This window comes from Streptomyces sp. NPDC004126, assembly GCF_050275515.1.
Taxonomy (GTDB): domain Bacteria; phylum Actinomycetota; class Actinomycetes; order Streptomycetales; family Streptomycetaceae; genus Streptomyces.
Window position 1 is genome coordinate 170310 of sequence record NZ_JBNNPF010000010.1, and the last position, 18026, is coordinate 188335.

16 protein-coding genes and 1 pseudogene are annotated in these 18026 nt (G+C 74.0%); 13 read left to right on the plus strand and 4 right to left on the minus strand.

Features of this window, described 5'->3' with window-relative positions; genetic code table 11:
* Window positions 1-228 precede the first annotated feature (228 nt).
* The 3 genes from ACQKM2_RS12715 (at window position 229) to ACQKM2_RS12725 (ending at window position 3901) form a co-directional block, all read left to right on the plus strand.
* Window positions 229-1848: an MFS transporter gene (locus ACQKM2_RS12715; RefSeq protein ID WP_427708955.1), complete on the plus strand. Its 1620-nt coding sequence runs from the start codon at window positions 229-231 to the stop codon at window positions 1846-1848.
* Window positions 1849-2031: 183 nt separating this feature from the next.
* Complete coding sequence (locus ACQKM2_RS12720) at window positions 2032-3264, plus strand: PP2C family protein-serine/threonine phosphatase (protein WP_427708957.1); 1233 nt, start codon at window positions 2032-2034, stop codon at window positions 3262-3264.
* A gap of 91 nt (window positions 3265-3355) precedes the next feature.
* Complete coding sequence (locus ACQKM2_RS12725; protein WP_427708958.1) at window positions 3356-3901, plus strand: TIGR00730 family Rossman fold protein; 546 nt, start codon at window positions 3356-3358, stop codon at window positions 3899-3901.
* Window positions 3902-3958: 57 nt separating this feature from the next.
* Here the strand turns inward: ACQKM2_RS12725 and ACQKM2_RS12730 are convergent, their stop codons facing one another.
* Entirely contained in the window at window positions 3959-4561 is a 603-nt protein-coding gene (locus ACQKM2_RS12730; protein WP_427708960.1) for a potassium channel family protein, read from the minus strand.
* A 421-nt stretch (window positions 4562-4982) separates the two neighbouring features.
* On the opposite strand from ACQKM2_RS12730, the gene ACQKM2_RS12735 reads away from it, so the two are divergent.
* The 3 genes from ACQKM2_RS12735 (at window position 4983) to ACQKM2_RS12745 (ending at window position 9148) form a co-directional block, all read left to right on the plus strand.
* A complete protein-coding gene (locus ACQKM2_RS12735) occupies window positions 4983-7598 on the plus strand; it encodes a LuxR C-terminal-related transcriptional regulator (RefSeq protein ID WP_427708962.1) in 2616 nt (871 codons plus the stop codon).
* A gap of 147 nt (window positions 7599-7745) precedes the next feature.
* A complete protein-coding gene (locus tag ACQKM2_RS12740) occupies window positions 7746-8150 on the plus strand; it encodes an SHOCT domain-containing protein (protein WP_427708964.1) in 405 nt (134 codons plus the stop codon).
* 41 nt (window positions 8151-8191) lie between these two features.
* A complete protein-coding gene (locus ACQKM2_RS12745; protein ID WP_427708966.1) occupies window positions 8192-9148 on the plus strand; it encodes a hypothetical protein in 957 nt (318 codons plus the stop codon).
* Window positions 9149-9225: 77 nt separating this feature from the next.
* Here the strand turns inward: ACQKM2_RS12745 and ACQKM2_RS12750 are convergent, their stop codons facing one another.
* Both ACQKM2_RS12750 and ACQKM2_RS12755 read right to left on the minus strand, forming a co-directional pair.
* Complete coding sequence (locus ACQKM2_RS12750) at window positions 9226-9519, minus strand: SHOCT domain-containing protein (protein ID WP_427708967.1); 294 nt, start codon at window positions 9517-9519, stop codon at window positions 9226-9228.
* Between the two features lie 61 nt (window positions 9520-9580).
* Window positions 9581-10036: a DUF6325 family protein gene (locus ACQKM2_RS12755; RefSeq protein WP_427708969.1), complete on the minus strand. Its 456-nt coding sequence runs from the start codon at window positions 10034-10036 to the stop codon at window positions 9581-9583.
* A 125-nt stretch (window positions 10037-10161) separates the two neighbouring features.
* Here ACQKM2_RS12755 and ACQKM2_RS12760 point away from each other — a divergent pair.
* The 3 genes and pseudogenes from ACQKM2_RS12760 to ACQKM2_RS12770 form a co-directional block, all read left to right on the plus strand.
* Window positions 10162-10275, plus strand: a pseudogene (locus ACQKM2_RS12760) (class II glutamine amidotransferase); the annotation flags it as partial.
* Window positions 10276-10702: 427 nt separating this feature from the next.
* Entirely contained in the window at window positions 10703-11881 is a 1179-nt protein-coding gene (locus tag ACQKM2_RS12765) for an alpha-hydroxy-acid oxidizing protein (protein ID WP_427708970.1), read from the plus strand.
* Between the two features lie 138 nt (window positions 11882-12019).
* A complete protein-coding gene (locus ACQKM2_RS12770; protein ID WP_427708972.1) occupies window positions 12020-13162 on the plus strand; it encodes a PucR family transcriptional regulator in 1143 nt (380 codons plus the stop codon).
* Window positions 13163-13203: 41 nt separating this feature from the next.
* Here the strand turns inward: ACQKM2_RS12770 and ACQKM2_RS12775 are convergent, their stop codons facing one another.
* Window positions 13204-14382, minus strand: coding sequence for an alpha/beta hydrolase fold domain-containing protein (locus ACQKM2_RS12775; protein WP_427708974.1), 1179 nt, complete (start codon window positions 14380-14382; stop codon window positions 13204-13206).
* Window positions 14383-14864: 482 nt separating this feature from the next.
* Here ACQKM2_RS12775 and ACQKM2_RS12780 point away from each other — a divergent pair, with 482 nt between their 5' ends.
* From ACQKM2_RS12780 to ACQKM2_RS12795, 4 genes are all read left to right on the plus strand, one after another.
* The gene (locus ACQKM2_RS12780) at window positions 14865-15017 is read left to right on the plus strand and encodes a hypothetical protein (RefSeq protein WP_427708976.1); all 153 of its coding nucleotides are present in this window, start codon (window positions 14865-14867) and stop codon (window positions 15015-15017) included.
* Window positions 15014-15952, plus strand: a complete 939-nt coding sequence (locus ACQKM2_RS12785) for a serine hydrolase domain-containing protein (protein WP_427708978.1) — start codon at window positions 15014-15016, stop codon at window positions 15950-15952. The genes ACQKM2_RS12780 and ACQKM2_RS12785 overlap by 4 nt, the downstream gene beginning before the upstream one ends.
* A 154-nt stretch (window positions 15953-16106) precedes the next feature.
* The gene (locus ACQKM2_RS12790) at window positions 16107-17066 is read left to right on the plus strand and encodes a virginiamycin B lyase family protein (protein ID WP_427709003.1); all 960 of its coding nucleotides are present in this window, start codon (window positions 16107-16109) and stop codon (window positions 17064-17066) included.
* Between the two features lie 132 nt (window positions 17067-17198).
* On the plus strand, window positions 17199-17390 hold the full coding sequence (locus ACQKM2_RS12795; protein ID WP_427709004.1) for a transposase: 192 nt from the start codon (window positions 17199-17201) through the stop codon (window positions 17388-17390).
* Window positions 17391-18026 lie beyond the last annotated feature (636 nt).

Genomic DNA, 18026 nt, shown 5'->3' on the forward strand with positions numbered 1-18026 from the left:
GAGCGTAGCACGGGTACCCCCCAGGGTATTTTCGCGAGCTGCTGCCGGCGCCCGGCGGCACAGCGCCACCGCCGGTCGCGTGACGGTGACAGCAGCCCCGGGTGCGGGTTCGCCGTCCGGACACGCCGACGACGGCGCAGGACGCGCGACGCAGGACGCGCGACGCGCGACGCGCCAGGGAAGCGCGGATCCGGGAGGGCGCGGCCGACGGTGCCAGAATCTTCGTCCATGGCACCCCGCGCAGGCGTTTCCGCTCCGGCTCCTGCCGCTCTCCTCCTGACCACCCTCGCCGCCGGCCAGTTCCTGATGGCGCTCGACAGCTCCGTCATGAACGTCTCCATCGCGACGGTGGCGGAGGACGTCGGCACGACCGTGACCGGCATCCAGGGCGCGATCACCGCCTATACGCTCGTCATGGCCATGTTCATGATCCCGGGTGGCAAGGTCGGCACCCTCATGGGGCGCCGGCGCGCGTTCATGACGGGCTGCGCCGTGTACGGCTGCGGGTCCCTCACGACGGCGCTCGCCCCCAACCTGCCGGTGCTCCTGGTGGGCTGGTCCTTCCTCGAAGGCATCGGCGCGGCGCTGATCCTGCCGGCGATCGTCGCGCTGGTGGCGGGCAACTTCCCGCCCGAGCGGCGTCCCAGCGCCTACGGGCTCGTCGCGGCTGCCGGCGCGGTCGCGATCGCGGTCGGCCCGCTGGTCGGAGGGGTGGCCACCACCTACTTCTCCTGGCGCTGGGTGTTCGCGGGCGAGGTGGTGCTCGTCCTGGCCATCCTGGTGCTCGCCCGGCGCCTGGCCGACGCCCCGGCGGCCGAGCGCCCGAGGTTCGACCTGGTCGGAGCCGTCACGTCGGCCGCGGGTCTGGGAGTCTTCGTTTTCGGCGTGCTGCGCGCCGGCGAATGGGGCTGGTTCAGGGCCAAGTCCGGCGCCCCGGAATGGCTGGGCGTCTCGCCCGTCGTCTGGCTGGTGATCATCGGCCTGCTGCTGATGTGGGTCTTCGTGCGGTGGGAGGCGCGCCTGGACGGCCGCGGCAAGGACCCCCTCGTCCGGCCCGAGTTCCTGCGCAACCAGCAGCTCACCGGCGGCCTGGTCGCGCTGTTCTTCCAGTACCTGGTCCAGATGGGCGTGTTCTTCATCGTCCCCCTGTACCTGTCGGTGGCGCTCGGGCTGTCGGCCCTGGCGACCGGCGCCCGGCTGCTTCCGCTGTCCGTGTCCCTGCTCGCCGCGGCCATGCTCATCCCGCGCCTGCTGCCGAACGTCTCGCCGCGGCGCGTCGTCCGTGCCGGGATCTTCGGCCTCCTGGGCGGGGCGGTCGTCCTGATGGCGGCCCTCGACGCGGACGCGGGCCCGGAGATCGTCACGGTGCCGCTGCTCCTGATCGGCGCCGGGATGGGGGCCCTGGCCTCGCAGCTGGGAGCGGTGACCGTCTCGGCCGTCCCCGACCGGCAGAGCGCCGAGGTCGGCGGCCTGCAGAACGCCGTCACCAATCTCGGCGCCTCGATCGGCACCGCGCTCGCGGGCTCGATCATGATCGCCGCGCTGACCGCCTCGTTCCTGACGAGCATCGAGGAGAACCCCGCCCTTCCCGCCGAGGTGAAGAGCCAGGCCACCCATCAGCTCGCGGGCGGCGCACCCTTCCTGTCCGACGCCCAGCTCCAGACGGCGATGGACGACGCCGGGGTCCCACCCGAGACCGCGCAGGCCGCGATGGACGCGAACGAGGAGGCCCGGCTCGACGGGCTGCGCGCGGCCCTCGCCGTCCTCGCGCTCACCTCCGTCCTCGCGCTGTTCTTCACACAGCGCGTCCCCGCCACACCGCCCCGTTCCAAGGCGGCCGACGGCTGACCCGCTCGAACCCGCCCGGGCCGCGGTGCACCTCGTGGTCACCCCGCCCCGGAGCGGCGCGCCGGCCTCCTCGCGGCCGAATGGTCCAGTCCGGCGGACCGCGACGGGCCCACCGACCGTGCGCGTGTCATGGTGGAGACAGCCGTGACCCACGGGGGCCGCAGGCGCGTGGCAGGTGGAACCGTGACCGGACCCGGCATCGACTACCAGGCCGTCTTCCAGGCCCTTCCCGCCGGTGTGGCGCTGCTGACGCCGGAACTGGTGTACGCGGACGTCAACGAGGCGTTCGTGGCCCTGTCCGGGCGCAGCCGTGACCAGCTCATCGGCCGTTTCCTGTTCGACGTCTTCCCCGACAACCCAGGCGATCCCGCCGCGACCGGCATGCGCAACCTGTACGCCTCGCTGCGCCGGGTGGTGGCCGACGGGGAGCCCGACACGATGGCGCTCCAGCGCTACGACGTGGAAGATCCCCAAAGGCCAGGGGTGTGGGAGGAGCGGTACTGGAGCCCGGTCAACGTCCCCGTCCTCGCCCCCGACGGCACCGTGGCCCTCCTGCTGCACCGCGTGGAAGAGGTCACCGAACTCATCCGCGCCCGCGGCGGTCGGACGGGCGGTGACCGAGCCCGGGTCCTAGAGGCCGAGCTGTACACCCGGGCCCGGGAGCTGCAGGAGCTCAACGAACGCCTGCGCAAGGCCCACGCCCGTGAGCGGGCGGTCGCCCTCCACCTCCAGGAGGCCATGCTCCCCGCCCCCCGCCCCCTCGGCCACCACCGCGCCGCCGTGCGCTACCGGCCCGCGATGGGGGCGCTGAACGTGTGCGGCGACTGGTACGACCTCGTCGACCTGCCCGGCAGCGGCCGCACCGCTGTCGCGGTCGGCGACGTCGTGGGCCACGGCCTGCGCGCCGCCGGGGTCATGGGCCAGCTGCGCAGCGCCCTGTCCGCGGCCTCCCACGTCGCCACCGGCCCCGCGCAGGCCCTGGAAGTCCTCGGCCTGTACGCGCGCTCCGTGGACGGCGCCGAATCCACCACCGCGGCGTCCGTCTTCATCGACTGGGAGACCCGCGTCCTCACCTACAGCAGCGCCGGCCACCCCCCGCCCGCCCTGTGCCATCCCGACGGCACCGTCACCTTCCTCGACCAGGCCACCGACCCCCCGCTCGGCGCCCGCCCCGAACACGTTTCCCGCCCCCAGGCCCGGACCGCGTTCACCGACGGCTGCGTCCTCCTCCTCTACACCGACGGGCTCGTCGAACGCCGCCGCGAGGACATCGACACCGGCCTCGCCCGCCTCGCCGACTCCTTGGCCCGGCACCGCACCGACGACCCCGACACCCTCGGCGACGCCCTCCTGACCGACCTGATCCCCGCGGCAGGACTCACCGACGACACCGCCCTGATCGTCATGCGGCTGTGACCGGCCCGCAGCGCGCGCCCTCACGACCGGGAACCCGCTGCAGGTCGAGGGCGGGTGCCGGGGCGTCTGCACGTACGCCTACCGTGGTGCCGTGAACGTTTGCGTCTTCCTCTCCGCCGCCGATCTCGACGTCCGCTACACCGAGCCCGCCCGCCGGTTCGCCGAGCTGCTGGGCAAGGCCGGGCACACCCTCGTCTGGGGCGGCTCCGACACCGGTCTGATGAAGGTCGTCGCGGACGGGGTCAGCGGCGCGGGCGGAAGGCTCTGCGGCGTCTCGGTCGACTTCCTCGCGGCCAAGGCACGACCGGTCTCCGCCCCCGACGAGATGGTCTTCACCGGCAGCCTCGCCGAGCGGAAGGCGACGCTCATGGAGAGGGCCGACGCGTTCGTGATCATGGTGGGCGGCATGGGAACGCTCGACGAGGCCACCGAGATCCTGGAGCTGAGGAAGCACCGCAGGACCGGGAAGCCGGTCGTCCTGCTGAACACGGCCGGCTTCTACGACGGCCTCCGCGAGCAGTTGCGCCGCATGGAGGACGAGGGCTTCCTCCCGATCCCACTGGCCGAGCTGGTGTCCGTCGTCGACGAACCCGCCGCCGCGCTCGCCGTCCTGGAACGCACCGTCACGAGCACCTGATCCGGCGGACCGCCCGTCGCGGTCCGACGCCCGGCGCGGGGTGCCGTGCCGGGACCGCTACCGCGGCTCCCGCCCTTCGCGCGCTGTCCGGGTTCCGGAGGACTGGCGGCGCACGGCCCCCTCCACCGCGCCGAACACGATCCGGGTGGCCACGCCGAGGGCCAGGATGTTGCCCACCATCTGCGTCATCGTCACGACCCGGGCGGGCTGGGAAACGGCCACGATGTCCCCGAAGCCGACGGTGCTGAACACGGTGAGGGTGAAGTACAGGGCATCGGTGCGGGTGAGGGGTTCCGAGAAGCTCCCGGGCCCGGACGCCTCGAGGAGGTAGTACGTCGTCGCGTAGAGCAGCAGGAACAGCGGGATCGTCGTCGCGAGCGCCTCGATCCCCCGCAGCCGCGGGTGGTCGGAGAGGGCGATCGACCGGATCTGCAGGGCGAAGATGGCCGTGACGGCGCTGAGGCCGAGGGCCAGGGCCGTGACGTCGCCCTTCTGCCCGGTGAAGGGCAGCAGGTAGTAGGCGGAGACGACCACGGCCACCGTGGCCAGGCACCTGAAGGTCACGACCAGCGCCGGCCGCACCCGCCGGCGCGGAGGACGGCCCGGCGACGCGGGCCCCTCGGGCGGAGCGTCGTCCTGGGCGGAGCCCTGCGTGTCCATCCAGCCTCCTGCCCTGCCCTCACCGGCTGGGAGACAGCATGGACCACACCCTCCCCGGATCGGGGGCATGCGGTGCGGGGGGCCCGGGGGTGCACACGGATGGGCGTCTGCGCCGCCCCTCAGGGGACGGGGCCGTTCTGGCGGCAACGATCACCGGGCCGAGCCGCAGGTTCACCCCGGCCGACGCGGCGACCGGGGACCACGGCCGACCGGGGGACCCGGGACCGCCGGGCCCGCATCGCCCGCGCCGGGCGATGTGCGGGGCGTGCGATCAAGGCGCCGGGACGTGACCATGGAAGGGCAGTCCTCGGGGCCCCGCCACCACCCGCAGCGGCTTCGGCGGCGGGGAGCGGGTACGGACACGAGGGCCGAGCCAAGCGGCCCCGGCCGTGCTCAGCCGCTCCACCGGGGGTATGACCTCATGACCGTGCCCTTGCCCGGCGATCCCTTGCTCGCTGCCAAACTCTCCGTCCCTCTCCAGGTCCCGGGGCTGGTGCGCCGCCGGCGGCTGCTGAACCGGCTCACCCGGGGCACCGAGGGACCACTGACACTGATCACCGGAGCGCCCGGTGCCGGGAAGACCGCGCTGGCCGCCTCCTGGGCCTGGTCCGCCTCGGCGCCCGGCCCGGTGGTCTGGCTGACGCTCGACGAGGACGACACCCCGGGCGCCTTCTGGGCCTACGTCGTCGAAGGGTTCCGGCGCTCCGGGGAACTCGCCGGGGACGCCCTCGGCGCGCCCGTCCGCGCGGACGGCGTCGACCGCTCGCTGCTGACCCGCCTCGCCTTCGCGCTCGAAGGCGCACCCGGCCCCCTCGTGCTGGTCGTGGACGGCCTCGAGAAGGCCCGGGGGGACGCCGTGCACAACGGGCTGCGCTTCCTCTCGGACCACGCCGGCCCGGCCCTGCGGCTGGTCCTCATCAGCCGGGAGGAACCGCCGCTGCCGCTGCACCGCTACCGTGCGGAGGGCCGCCTCCAGGAAATCCGGGAGCACGACCTGGCGTTCACCCGGAGTGAGGCGGCGCAACTGCTGCGCGGCCGGGGGCCCGCACCGGAGGACCACCTCGTGGACCTCTTCCTGGAGCAGACCCAGGGCTGGGCCGCGGGCCTGCGCCTGTGCGCCCTGGCCATGGCACGCTCCGGGGACCCCGCCGCCTTCGCAGGCTCCCTCACCGCGTCCGAGCAGGCGGTGTCCGACTACCTCCTCACCGAGGTGCTCGCCGCCCAGCCGGGCCCGGCCCGGGAACTGCTCCTGCGCACGGGAATCCTGAACCACGTGCACCCCGACCTCGCCGCGGCCCTGACCGGGCGGGCCGACTCGGGCCGCATCCTCCAGGACCTGGCCCGCCGCCACGCGTTCGTGGAACCGCTCCCCGGCACCCGGTGGTACCGCTACCACCCTCTGTTCGCCGAGGTCCTGCGCGCCCACCTGCGCAGCGGGCAGCCCGGGCTGGAGCCGCTGCTGCACCGCCGCGCCGCCCGCTGGTACGCGGAACGGGGCCACAGCGCCGAGGCGGTGGACGAGGCCACCGCAGGAGGAGACTGGGGCTTCGCCGCCGACCAGACCGTCCGGCACCTGCTGGTCGCCCCCATCCTCGCGGGCACCGCCGCATTCCCGTCGGCCGACACCTTCTCCCGCATGCCCGAGGACACCCCCGGTGCCAGAGCGCCCCTGGTGGCCGCCGCCTGCTGCTTGGCCCGCCGGGACGCCGAGGGCTGCCGTGCCCGGCTCGCCCGCGCGCAGGACGCGCAGGACGCGCAGGAGGAGGCCGGCGGACCGGAGGCCGAACCGGCCGACCTCCTCACGGCCGCCCTCCTGCGTCTGCTGTCCGCCCCCGGCCCGGCCGACGAGGACGCGCACCGGGTCACCGCACTGCTGGCGCGGCTTCCGGCCGAGGAGAGAGCGCGGCACCCCGAGATAGGACCCCTGTGCCTCTACGGCCAGGCGTGCGCCTGGCTGCGGGGCGGCCGCCTGCAGTCCGCCCGCGACGGCCTGGAACGGGCGGTCCGGGCCTGTTCCGGCGACGCCACGGTACTGCTGCGCCACCGGTGTCTCGGACGGCTGGCCCTGGCCGACGCCCTGGCGGGGGCACTGACCCTCGCGCAGCAGCACGGCGAGGCCTCCCTGGCCTTCGCCGACGTGCACGGCATCCCCGATTCCCAGCGCTCCGGCGCCGCCGGCCTGGCGCTCGCCGCAGTCGCCGTCGAACGGGAGGAACTCGCCGAGGCGGCCGTGCAGCTGGACCGCGCCGAGCTGCTCCACGACGCACTCGGCGACTTGGACCTCCTGATCGAGCGGTCGGTGCTGCACGCGCAGCTGGAGCTCGCCCGGGGCCGGTGGGACGCCGCCCGCAGCCACCTCGACGGCCAACTCGCGGAGGCGGCCGCGTACCCGGCCGGGCCGGCCGCGCGCCTCGCCGTCGCCTGTGCCACCGCGGCCCTGGCCCGTGGCGACGCCGGCGCGGCGGCCGCCGCCCTGGAACGGATTCCGGTGGACGAAGGCCCGCCCTCGTACACCGTGGCCCTCGCGCAGGTCCGCGCCGCCGCCGGCCGTCCCGCCCAGGCGCTGGAGCTGATCGAGGCCACGGAGAGGTCCGACGCGGTGACCCTGCCCGACCGGGTCCGCCTGGTCCTGCTGCGCGCCCATCGCGCGCTCCTCGACGGCCGCGAGGACACGGCCCGCACCCTGCTCGTGGAGGCCCTCGACCTCGCCCGCCCCGAAGGGCTCAGGCGGCCGTTCAGGGAGGCGGGCCCCTGGGTGCGGTACCTGGCGGGCCGCCTCAACGGGCACAGCGCCTCCTACGCGTGGCTGGCCTCCCCGCACGCCCAGGCCGACCACCGGGTGGTCGAGGAGCTGAGCCGCCGCGAGCGGGAGGTCCTCCAGCAGGTGGCGCGCATGATGTCCACGGAGGAGGTCGCCGCCGAGCTGCACGTGTCAGTGAACACCGTCAAGACCCACCTGCGCGGCATCTACCGGAAGCTGTGCGTCTCCCGCCGGCGCGACGCCGTCGAGCGCGCCCACGACCTGCACATGCTCTGACCCCCTCCCTGGCACCCGGCCGACATGCGGGACATTCCACCCGGAGCGGGTGATGCGGACGGCCGGTGAAAGGGGGAGGCTGGACCGGCACACGCAGATGCCGCCCCGGCCTCGGGGAGGCGGCCCGACGGCCCGACGGAGGCCGACATGAACGACTATCCACTGCTCGACGCATTCCTCACGATGCTCTACTTCTTCCTGTGGGTCATGTGGTTCTTCCTGCTCTTCAAGATCGTCTCGGACGTCTTCCGGGATGACGGCCTGAGCGGCTGGGGGAAGGCCGGCTGGACCGCCTTCGTCTGCCTCCTCCCCTTCCTGGGCGTCTTCGTGTACCTCCTCGCCCGCGGCCGCGGCATGGGTGAACGCGACCGGAAGCAGGTGCGTGAGCAGGAGCAGGCCTTCCGGTCCTACGTGAGGCAGGCGGCCGAGAGCGCTCCGTCCGCGCCGACGACGGGCTCGGAGCTGGCCAGCCTGGCCGCACTGCGCGACCACGGCGACATCACCCCCGCCGAGTACGAGCAGGCCAAGTCGAAGGTCCTCGCGTCCCACTGAGGGCGACGGTGCGTAGCGGGCGGGAAGAACGGAGGGCCGCGGTGGCCACTCCCGAGGGAGCGCCCGAAGTCCTCCTGCGCGCCGCTGTCCGCCGGCCGGAGCGGCTGCCCGAACTGCTCGCGGACTTCGCGCTGCGACACGCCGGACCGCGTGCCGCACGCAGCGTGGCCCGGCTGCGGGCCGACCGGCCCGGCGCGGACACCGCCTCGCTCGGTGCCGAGGCCGTCGAGCGCGGCATCCGCAGGACGGTCAGCGAGGGGGCCTTCGTCGGCGGCCCCTTCCTCGTCTTCATCCCGGTCGCGTTCTGCGCGGCGCTCCTGAGCCAGGCCCGCACGATGCTGGAGCTGGCCGCGCTCGCCGGACACGATCCGACGGCGCCGAGGCGGGCTGCCGAACTCCTGGTGCTCCAGGGGGTCTACCCGGACGCGGACACCGCGGAGCGGGCCCTGCGGGCGGATGGGGGAGGCGACCGCCGAAGGCCCGAGCCGCGTGACGACGGCCCGCGGCGCCGCCGGTTCCCCGCACTGGCCTCGCTGGTCCTTCGCATGGCCAAACTCCTCGGGCTGATGCCGCCCCGCCGTACGGGCGGCCGCCCCGGCGTGCGGGACCGCCTCGTCATGCTGGGCCGCTGGGCCCTCCTGGGCGTGACCTTCCTGGTGGGCACGGTCGCCCCCCTGGTGTGGCTGCCCTACATGGCGCTGTCGTACCGCCGGGCGACCCGCCAGGTGCTGGACCGGGCCGCGACGTACTACCTCACCGAGACCCCGCTGCCGGCGCCGTCGCGCGGCGCGGCTCCCCGCCTGGACCCCGGCATGCTGGCCGCGGCCGCCCGGGCCGTGGCATTCGTGCTGCTTCCTCTCCTCCTGGTGTTCTCCGTCCGTCTTTTCGAGGTCCGGATGGCCGGAAGCGTGTGGCCGGTGGTGGGCATCGTCCTGATCGTCTCGTCCGTGCTGGCGGGCGCGCTGTGGCACCACCGCCGCCGGCGCCGCTCGGACTGACCGGTCCGCAGGCGCGTGGCGGCCGCCTACGGCTGCGGCGGCCGGCCCGCGGTGGACCACGCGGTCAGCTGCTGCGGTCAGCTGCTGAGGATGCGCGCCTTCTGCGCGGCGAACTCCTCCTCGGTGAGGATGCCCTGCTCCTTGAGCTCCGCGAGCTCCTTGAGCTGGCCGATCTTGTCATCCATGCCGACAGCGGCGGGGGCGGGGGGCGGCGGTTGCTGCTGAGCCGGGGGAGCCTGCGCGGAGGGGTCCTGGGCTTCGGCCTGCTGGGCCCAGCGGCCCGCCTGGCGGCGGCTGACACGGTTGGACACGGCCGTGGCCGTTCCGGCGACGACGGCGGTGCGTGCGATGCCGCGAAGGAGTCCGGGCATGGTTGCCTGCCTTGGTAGGGGCGGACGGGGAAATGGGGAGAACGGGGGGAGGGAGAGGGCGTCAGCCGGCGTTCTCGAGCGCGTCGAGCGCATCGAGCATGTCCTGGACCGGCACGCGCCCGCTCGCGATCATTCTGGCGTCGGCGCGGCGCAGAGCTGCGGCCAGGGGCGCGGCCCACAGGTTCTCGTACAGGAGCACGGCGGCGGAATCCCCCGGCTTCAGCAGGGACCCGGCCTCGGTGATCTCGTCGTCGCCGAGCAGCCCCGAGGAGACCCCTTCGAAGACGGTGAGGTCGGGCCGGCCGTCGCCCGTCACATCGGCGAGTTCCAGACCGCGCACCGTGCCGGTCTCGTCCTTCGTGAAGAAGACCAGGTCGAGAATCCGGATGATGCCGCGGTCGACGAGGTCGACCAGCAAGGGCATCCCCTCACCGGTCAGGTGGCTGCCGGGGAACTCGACGACCAGGTAGTCGATGGGACCCAGTTCGTGAGCCGGGTCGGTGGTCTCTGTGGTCACGTCGTCCACTCCTGTCTCAAGGCCGGAACGGGTCCGGGGCCCCTCACACGGCCACGAGCGTAGGCACGGCGCGGGGGCGGGGGATCACCCCTGGCGGGTGAGGTGCCGGGTACGGACCCGCACCGGTGCTCGACCGGACAGACGCCTCCGCGCGACACGGAAAAGGAGCGATCGACCAGAGCCTCCACGCCCGCATGGGCGTCGAGACGACGCACGGCGACGGGTCCGGCATCGGCTGGTCCACGAGATGCGCGGGGAGCCGGCCCTGTGGTCGGCGTCGGCTCACGCCAGTAGGGATTCTGCCGAGCGGATCGCCTCCGAGAACGGACCCTTCGTGATGACGATGAGCTCGCCACCCACTGCATGCCGTTCGATCCGCTGCTCTTCTTCGCGGACGCCGGCAACGGTGACCTGTTTGCCCTCCTGCGGCGAACCCGATGTCTACAGGCGAACCGACCCGACACCGCGGCCCCACTCGGGATCACACCGTGACCGAGCAGTCGTCCCGTCCGACCCGCGCGTGCCGCACCTGTCCGCCGCGACAAACCCGGCCTCACGTCCGCTGGTCCCGAGGACATGGCCGTCGCGCGTCCGGGTTGGCACGGTGGGACGTGTCGCCCCGGGACGGTCCCGGGTCGGACGCGGAGCGGAAGGACGGCGATCAGAGTGGACACGAACTCCAAGGGCCAGTACGGGGACTTCCAGAACGAGATCTACCTCGACGGGCTCTCCGGCGTGCTCCCCACCATGCCGATGGACTTCGCCGAACTGGAGCGGAGGGCCCGGGCGGCGCTGCCGCCCGCCGTGCTCTCCTATGTGGCCGGCGGGGCCGGGGACGAGTTCACCCAGCGGGCGAACGTCACCGCGTTCGAGCGGTACGGCTTGATGCCGCGGATGATGGTCGGCGCCACCAAGCGGGACATGAGCGTCGACCTCTTCGGGCTGAAGCTGCCGTCACCGCTGTTCATGGCGCCGGTCGGGGTGATCGGGCTGTGCGCGCAGGACGGGCACGGCGACCTGGCGACGGCCCGCGCGGCGGCGAGGACCGGTGTGCCCATGGTCGCCTCCACCCTGACCGTCGACCCGATGGAGCAGGTCGCCGCCGAGTTCGGCGACACTCCCGGCTTCTTCCAGCTGTACACCCCCACCGACCGGGCGCTCGCCCAGAGCCTCGTGCACAGGGCTGAGGCCGCCGGGTTCAAGGGCATCGTGGTGACCCTGGACACCTGGCTGACCGGTTGGCGTCCACGCGACCTCGCCGCGAGCAACTTCCCGCAGCTGCGCGGCCACGCACTGGCCAACTACACCTCCGACCCGGTGTTCCGGGCCCGCCTGGCCAAGGCCCCCGAGGAGGACCCGCGCGCCGCCGTAGGGGAGTGGGTCGGCATCTTCGGTAACCCGCTGACCTGGGAAGACCTGCCCTGGCTCAGGTCACTCACCCAGCTGCCGATCATCCTCAAAGGCATCTGCTCCCCGGAGGACACCCGGCGCGCCAGGGACGGCGGCGTCGACGCCGTCTACTGCTCCAACCACGGCGGCCGCCAGGCCAACGGCGGCCTCCCCGCCCTGGAGGCCCTGCCCGGCGTCGTCGAGGCCGCCGACGGCCTGCCCGTCCTGTTCGACTCCGGCATCCGCTCCGGCGCCGACGTCGTCAAGGCCCTGGCGCTGGGCGCCACGGCGGTGGGCGTGGGCCGCCCGTACGCCTACGGCCTGGCGGTCGGCGGAGTCGACGGCATCGTGCACGTGCTGCGCTCGCTGCTCGCCGAGGCAGACCTGATCATGGCCGTCGACGGCTACCCGGCCCTCGCGGACCTGCGCACCGACGGCGCGATCCGCAAGCTCTGACCGGCCGCGACACATCGAAGCCCGGTCCCCCAGCGGGGGCCGGGCCCGTGTCGTCCTCCCGCCGTGCCCGCACGCCCACCGGCACCGCCTGCACCCCGACCGCGCCGCGACGGCAGGCCCAGGGCCAGAATTGTCCACGTGGACAAAGAAGCCGAGTCACAGGCCCGGGAACAGCGCGGACGCGTCCTCGCCGCGCTGTCACTGGGGGACATCGCCGCGGGTGCCGCAGCCACCGTCGTCCGTGAGATCCCCGCCTACCACGCCCACGACGCCGACCAGGTGCGCGCCGAACTGCTCGCCGTACTGGCGCCGGTCGTCGCCTTCCTGCGCGAGGGACGCGGCGCCACCGCCGCCGAGCAGGCACAGTTCGCCGCCTTCGGCGCCCACCGTGCCGAGCAGGGCGTCGGGCTGGAGCCGCTGCTGGAGGCCTTCCGGCTGACCACCCGGTGCGCCTTCGACGCCCTCTACGAAGAGATCCGCCGTGTCGACGCCTCTCAGGCGGGACTCGAACTCGCACGGGACCTGTGGGCCTGCTGCGACCGGCTGTCGGCGGCGGTGGTCCAGGGGCACCGGGCACGGGAGCTGGAGAAGGCCCAGGCAGCCCAAGAGCACCGCACCCTGCTCCTGCGGCAGCTGCTCACCGGTGACCTGCCCACGGAGTACCTGGCGACCGCGGCCACGACGCTCGGCCTCGATCTGCGCGCCGAGTACCACGTCTGCCACGCACGGCCGGGGAAGGACCGTACGATCGCCGCCGTGGAACGGGCCCTGCGCCCGCACACCGCCGTCCTGTTGGCCGAGCCGGGCACCGACCGGGTCGTCGGGCTGACCACCGGCCCGCTCCCGGCCCGGGTCACCCTGCCGGCCGGCCTGGGCCCGGCACGCCCGCTGGCCCGGCTCCGGGAGTCACTGGCCGAGGCGGAGCGCTGCGACGAGCTGGCCGTCGCCTTCGCCCTCGGACGGTGCGTGCGGACCGGCGAGCTCCCGCTCCACCTGGCCGTCCTGGCCCTTCCGGCGGTCGGTGATCAGCTCGTCGCCCGGTGTTTCGGCCACACGTCCGGTGAGCGTCGTACCACCCTGGTACGTACCGTCGACGCCTACCTCGCCGCCGACTCCAACGCCGACCAGGCCGCCGCCGCCCTCTTCGTCCACGCCAACACCCTGCGGTACCGGATCCGCGCCCTCACGGCCTCCACCGGCCTCGACCCGGCCCGCACCGAGGACGCCCTCACCCTCTGGTGGGCGGTCCGCCGCCTCCAGACGAGGGAGAACTCCGGCTGATCCCCGGAGGCAGCCCGGGGCGGCACGTGCGGCCGGCGGGTTCAGCGGGCGTTCTGCCGCTCGAACCGCTCGATCACGCCGCCCGCGATCTGGGTGGCGGGGTTGCCCCGGGTGAGGTCGAACAGGTGGCTGGCCCACGGCAACGTGACGCTGCGGTGCGGCACACCGGCCCGTGCCAACGCCTCATCGAGCAGGTGTGCCTGGGACGGCGGGATGAGCCGGTCGTCCTGCCCGTGGACGCTCAGCGTGGCCGGCAGCCCCGGCCGGACGTGGCGCAGCGGCGAGGAGGCGTACCAGCGGGCCGGCTGCTGCTCCCTGGTGCCGCCGATGTAGGCGCGGGTGGCGTCGCGGATCAGGCCCGGAGCGGTGGAGTGGGCGAGGGCGTCGTCGAAGTCCGTGGTGCCGTAGAAGTTGATGACCGTCCGCACGGAGGTGTCCGCGTGCGGGTTGGTGGGCGGGAACAGCGGGTCGCCCTGCGTGTAGGCGGCCATCAGGGCGAGGTGTCCGCCGGCCGACTCGCCGAACAGGGTGATGTCCGACGGGTCGATGCCGAAGCGGGCGGCGTTGTCACGGACGAAGCCGACCGCCGCCTTCACGTCGCCGGGGCCGGTCTGCCAGTCGGCATGCGGCAGCAGCCGGTAGTCGATGGTGAAGACGGCGTAGCCCCGGTCGGTGAACCACCGGCCCCACGGATAGCCGTCCTCGCGGCTGCCGATCTTCCAGCCGCCGCCGTGCACGTACACCACGGCCGGGTGTCCGGCACCGGCGCGGGCGGCGCCGTGCGCGGGCAGGTAGTCGAGCTCCAGCGCGACGCCGTCGACCCTCGCGTAGACGAGAGTCCGAGCGTCCTTCGGACGCCCGGAACCGGGGGAGAGCCCGTGCCACAGGTAGTCGCCGAGGGATACGTGGACGCCCAGCGCGGACGCGGTGCGCCACAGGGTGACGGCCGGGACGGCGGTCATCACCAGCATCAGCGCCGCGCACACACCCGCGGCGGGCACGGCCACCCGCGCCCGCCGGCGCCACGCGAGCAGTGCCAGCCCGGCTCCGGCCACGAGCAGCACCAGGGTGACCTCCTGTGCGCCGTCGACGCCCAAGGTGATCAGAGCGGTCGCCGTGGTCCCGATGGGGACCGTCATCACCACGGTGACCAGCACGGCGACCAGGCCGAGCAGCACGGCGGCCGTGGTCAGCAGCCATGGCCGGCGCCGGCGGGGCATCGCGCCCGCACCGGCACGCCGGCCGGTGACACATGACAGGAAGCGGTTGGACACAGCACTCCGTTCGCCCGGATCAGGTGGCGGCGCCCCGGCCCGGACAGGGAGTCGGGCGCCGCGGAAGCGGCGGCGGAAGCCGAGCCGCCCCCGGAAGGGTCCGGGCGGGCCGGTACGGCCGTACCCCCCGAACGCCCTCCAGCGTGCCCGCCGGGCACCGGAGGAGCCATGGCACCCGGAACAACGCCCACCGCACCGAACCTGTCGGCAGCGACAACCCCGCGCACACCCGCGCCGAACGGCGCTGGAACCCGGCGGCGGCATAGGCCGTTTCCTCCGGACCTCCGTACGCGCCGTCGGCGACGACGGCCCGGCCCGGCGGGTGGGCGGAGCCGGTACCGGACCCGGCGGCCGGTGCGTCCCGTTCCGCCGCTCCCTCCCTGCTGAAGCGCATCGACCCGGCCGCTCTCCAGGCCTCCGTCGCGCGCATGGCGGAGAAGCTCAAGGTGCCCGGGGCCTTCGTCCTGCTCCGCACCCCGCAGGGCACCTACCGGGCCGTCGTCGGCACCACCGAGCGCGGCACCGTACGGCCCCGGACGCCCGGGACCGCTTCCGGATCGCCTCCACCACGAAGACCATGACCGCGGCGTTGATCATGCCGCTGGCGCAGGACGGGAGGCTGAAGCTGACCGACCCGGTCTCCGCGTACGTTCCGGGCGTGCCCGACGGCGCCCGCATCACCGTCGCCGAACTGCTCAAGATGCGCAGCGGGCTCTACAACTACACCGACGCCCCCGAACTCGCCGCCGCCCTGGACGCCGACCCGGGGAAGGCCTACACCCCGCAGGACGTGCGGGACATCGCCTTCCGGCGGCCGCCGGACTTCGCGCCGGACGCGCGGTACGCGTACTCCAACACCAACTACGCCCTGCTCGGCCCCGTCGCGGAGAAGGCGGGCGGCCGTCCGCTCGCCGACCAGTTCCAGGACCGGCTCTTCACCCCGCTGGGCCTCTCGGGCACCTGCCTGCCCGGCATCCACGACCGGTCCCTGACCGAGCCGTACGCGCACGGCCACATGTACGGCGGCACGGGCTACGCCCTGGTCGACCAGCCGTACCCGGCCGCCCTGCGCGAGGCCGCCGAGGCGGGCCGGCTCCCGCCGGCCGACTACACCCGGCAGAAGCCGTCCTACGCCACCGCCGCCGGAGCTGCCGTCTCCACGGCGCAGGACCTGGCCGGCTGGATCAAGGCGCTGGTCACGGGGAAGGTCCTCGGCCCGGCGGCACAGCGGCAGTGGCCCGCCGCCCCGCAGGCGGAGGACCCGGGTGCGCCCCACGGCCAGAAGTACGGCTACGGCATCGCCGAGCAGCGGCTCGGCCCGAACGCCGCGATCCACTACCACGGCGGAGAGCTGCCGGGCTTCAACTCGTTCATGGGCCACGACCCCGCCAACGACGTCACCCTCGTCGTCCGGACGAACCTGACCCTGTCGCCCGACGGCCGGACCACCGCCCAGGCCCTGCTGCCCACCGTGCTCAACCAGGTCTACGCCGGGCTCGACCTGCCCACGGGCTGACGCGTCCCCCGCCGGGCATTCGGGTGGCGGGGCGCACGACCGGTGGCGTGGCTCCCGGGCTCCGGCGGGAGCCGGTTCCTAGGGTCGGCGGGGCAGAGGGGGCCACGGCAGCGGGCCGGCCGCCGGGAGCGCAGGTGGGTGAGCCGTGGAACGCATGACGGCCGGGGCGACGACGACGGACGCGCGGGCGGCCGACAGACGCGCGGGCGCGCGCAGGTGGGTGCGGGGGCTGGCCGCTGCCGCGGGCCTGCTCCTGCTGTGCGCACTGCCCGCGGCCACGGCGGGCGCCGCGCCCCTGTCCGGTGGCGGACGGTCGCCCGCGGGCCCCGCGCTCTACGTGTCCGACTACGGGAACAACCGGGTGCTGGCCCTGCCCGCGGACGGCGGCGACCAGGTCACGGTGCCCTTCGACGGGCTGGTGCGGCCGACCGGCATGGCGTGGGACGCCGCGGGCCGGCTCTACGTCTCCGACACCGGCAACAACCGGGTGGTCGTCCTGCCGCCGGGCGGCGGGGAGCAGTCGGTCGTCCCCACGACCGGGCTGTCGCGCCCGCTGGGGCTCGCCGTCGACCCGGCCGGGAACCTGTACGTCGCGGACAGCTTCAACGACCGGATCGTGAAGATCGCCGCCGACGGCGGGGGCCAGACGACGGTGGCCACGACCGGCCTGCTGCACCCCTGGGGGCTGGCGTGGGCACCCGGCGGGCACCTGTACGTCTCGGACTTCGTCAACGACCGGGTCGTCAGGGTGGCCGTGGACGGCAGCGGCCAGAGCACCGTGCCCGCCACGGGCCTGTCCCAGCCGACCGGACTGGCCCTGAACGCCGCCGGTGACCTCTATGTCTCCGACAGCGGCAACAACCGCGTGGTGAAGCTGGGCGCGGCCGGCGGCACGCAGAGCACCGTGGCCACGAGCGGCCTGAACTCACCGCTCGGGCTGGCGCTCGACGGCACCGGCCACCTGTACGTGGCCGACGGCTTCGGCAACCGGGTGGTGCGCGTCCGCGAGTCCGGGGGCGGGCAGGTGACGCTCGGCTTCACCGGTCTCAACACGCCCACGGGCCTGGCGTTCCCCCCGGCGGGGGCGAGGCCGGGACACGGCCGGGAAGGATAAGGGCAGGTCCGGCAGCAGAACAGGAGCGCCTGGTTGGCGCTGGCCACCGACACCACCCCCGCCGCCTACCCCTTCAACACCGCCGAGGGGCTGGGCCGTTCCGCGAGGATCATCGGAATCGTTGGGATATGCGTGTCGTTGACTGATGCCCAGTGGGCGCGGATCGAGCCGTTGCTGCCGGTCAGGACGCCTCGGAGGGGTGGGCGGCGGCGTGATCGCCGGCAGGTGATCGACGCTGCCCGGTGGGTGTGGATCCGGCGCAGGGATGGGAGGACCGGGCCGCTCCCGCGCGCCGCATTCCGTCCTATGGGAGAGTGGAAATAAGCGCAATCACCCCATTTGGGGAGAGTGTTGGACACCGCGGATCAGCTACTCGCCGCCTGAAGACAGCATGGAGCTCGTGAACGCGTGGAGCGGTCGGTGCCTGGATGCCCGCAACCCAGACTGGCGGCATGCTCCCCGGGCGGGCGCCGTCCTGCAGATCTGGGACTGCAACGATGACTTCCGCGCCAACCAGAGGTGGGACTTCGATTTCTGACAATGCTTCGACAGGAAGCGGGCGAGCATCTACCCCTGATACGGGGCAGGGTCGCAGGAAGTTCGGCCGGCGCTTGGTCCTGAGCGTCGGTCGGAGGCGCGTTCTGTGCCGAGGCGGGCCAGGAGCAGCGACCCGGAACTCGTTCGGCCGCCACCAGGGCACGGCGTAGGCGGAGGTCTGCGCGTACGAGCCGGCCGTGTCGAAGTTGCGCCGTCCCCGCTCGTCCAGAGCGAGAGCGGTGCTCCGGTCGCGTGCGGGGCGGCGGCGTGGGCCTTGCCGTAGATCGCGTTCAGCAGCCCGAGCGACGGCCGGCTGCCGAAGAGGGCCGAGGCCTGGTCCGTGAGGACGCCCGCGACCCCCAGCAAGGCGCCTTCGTACCCCCACCCGATCACCCCCGTCCCGGACTGCGACCGCTGCCAGGG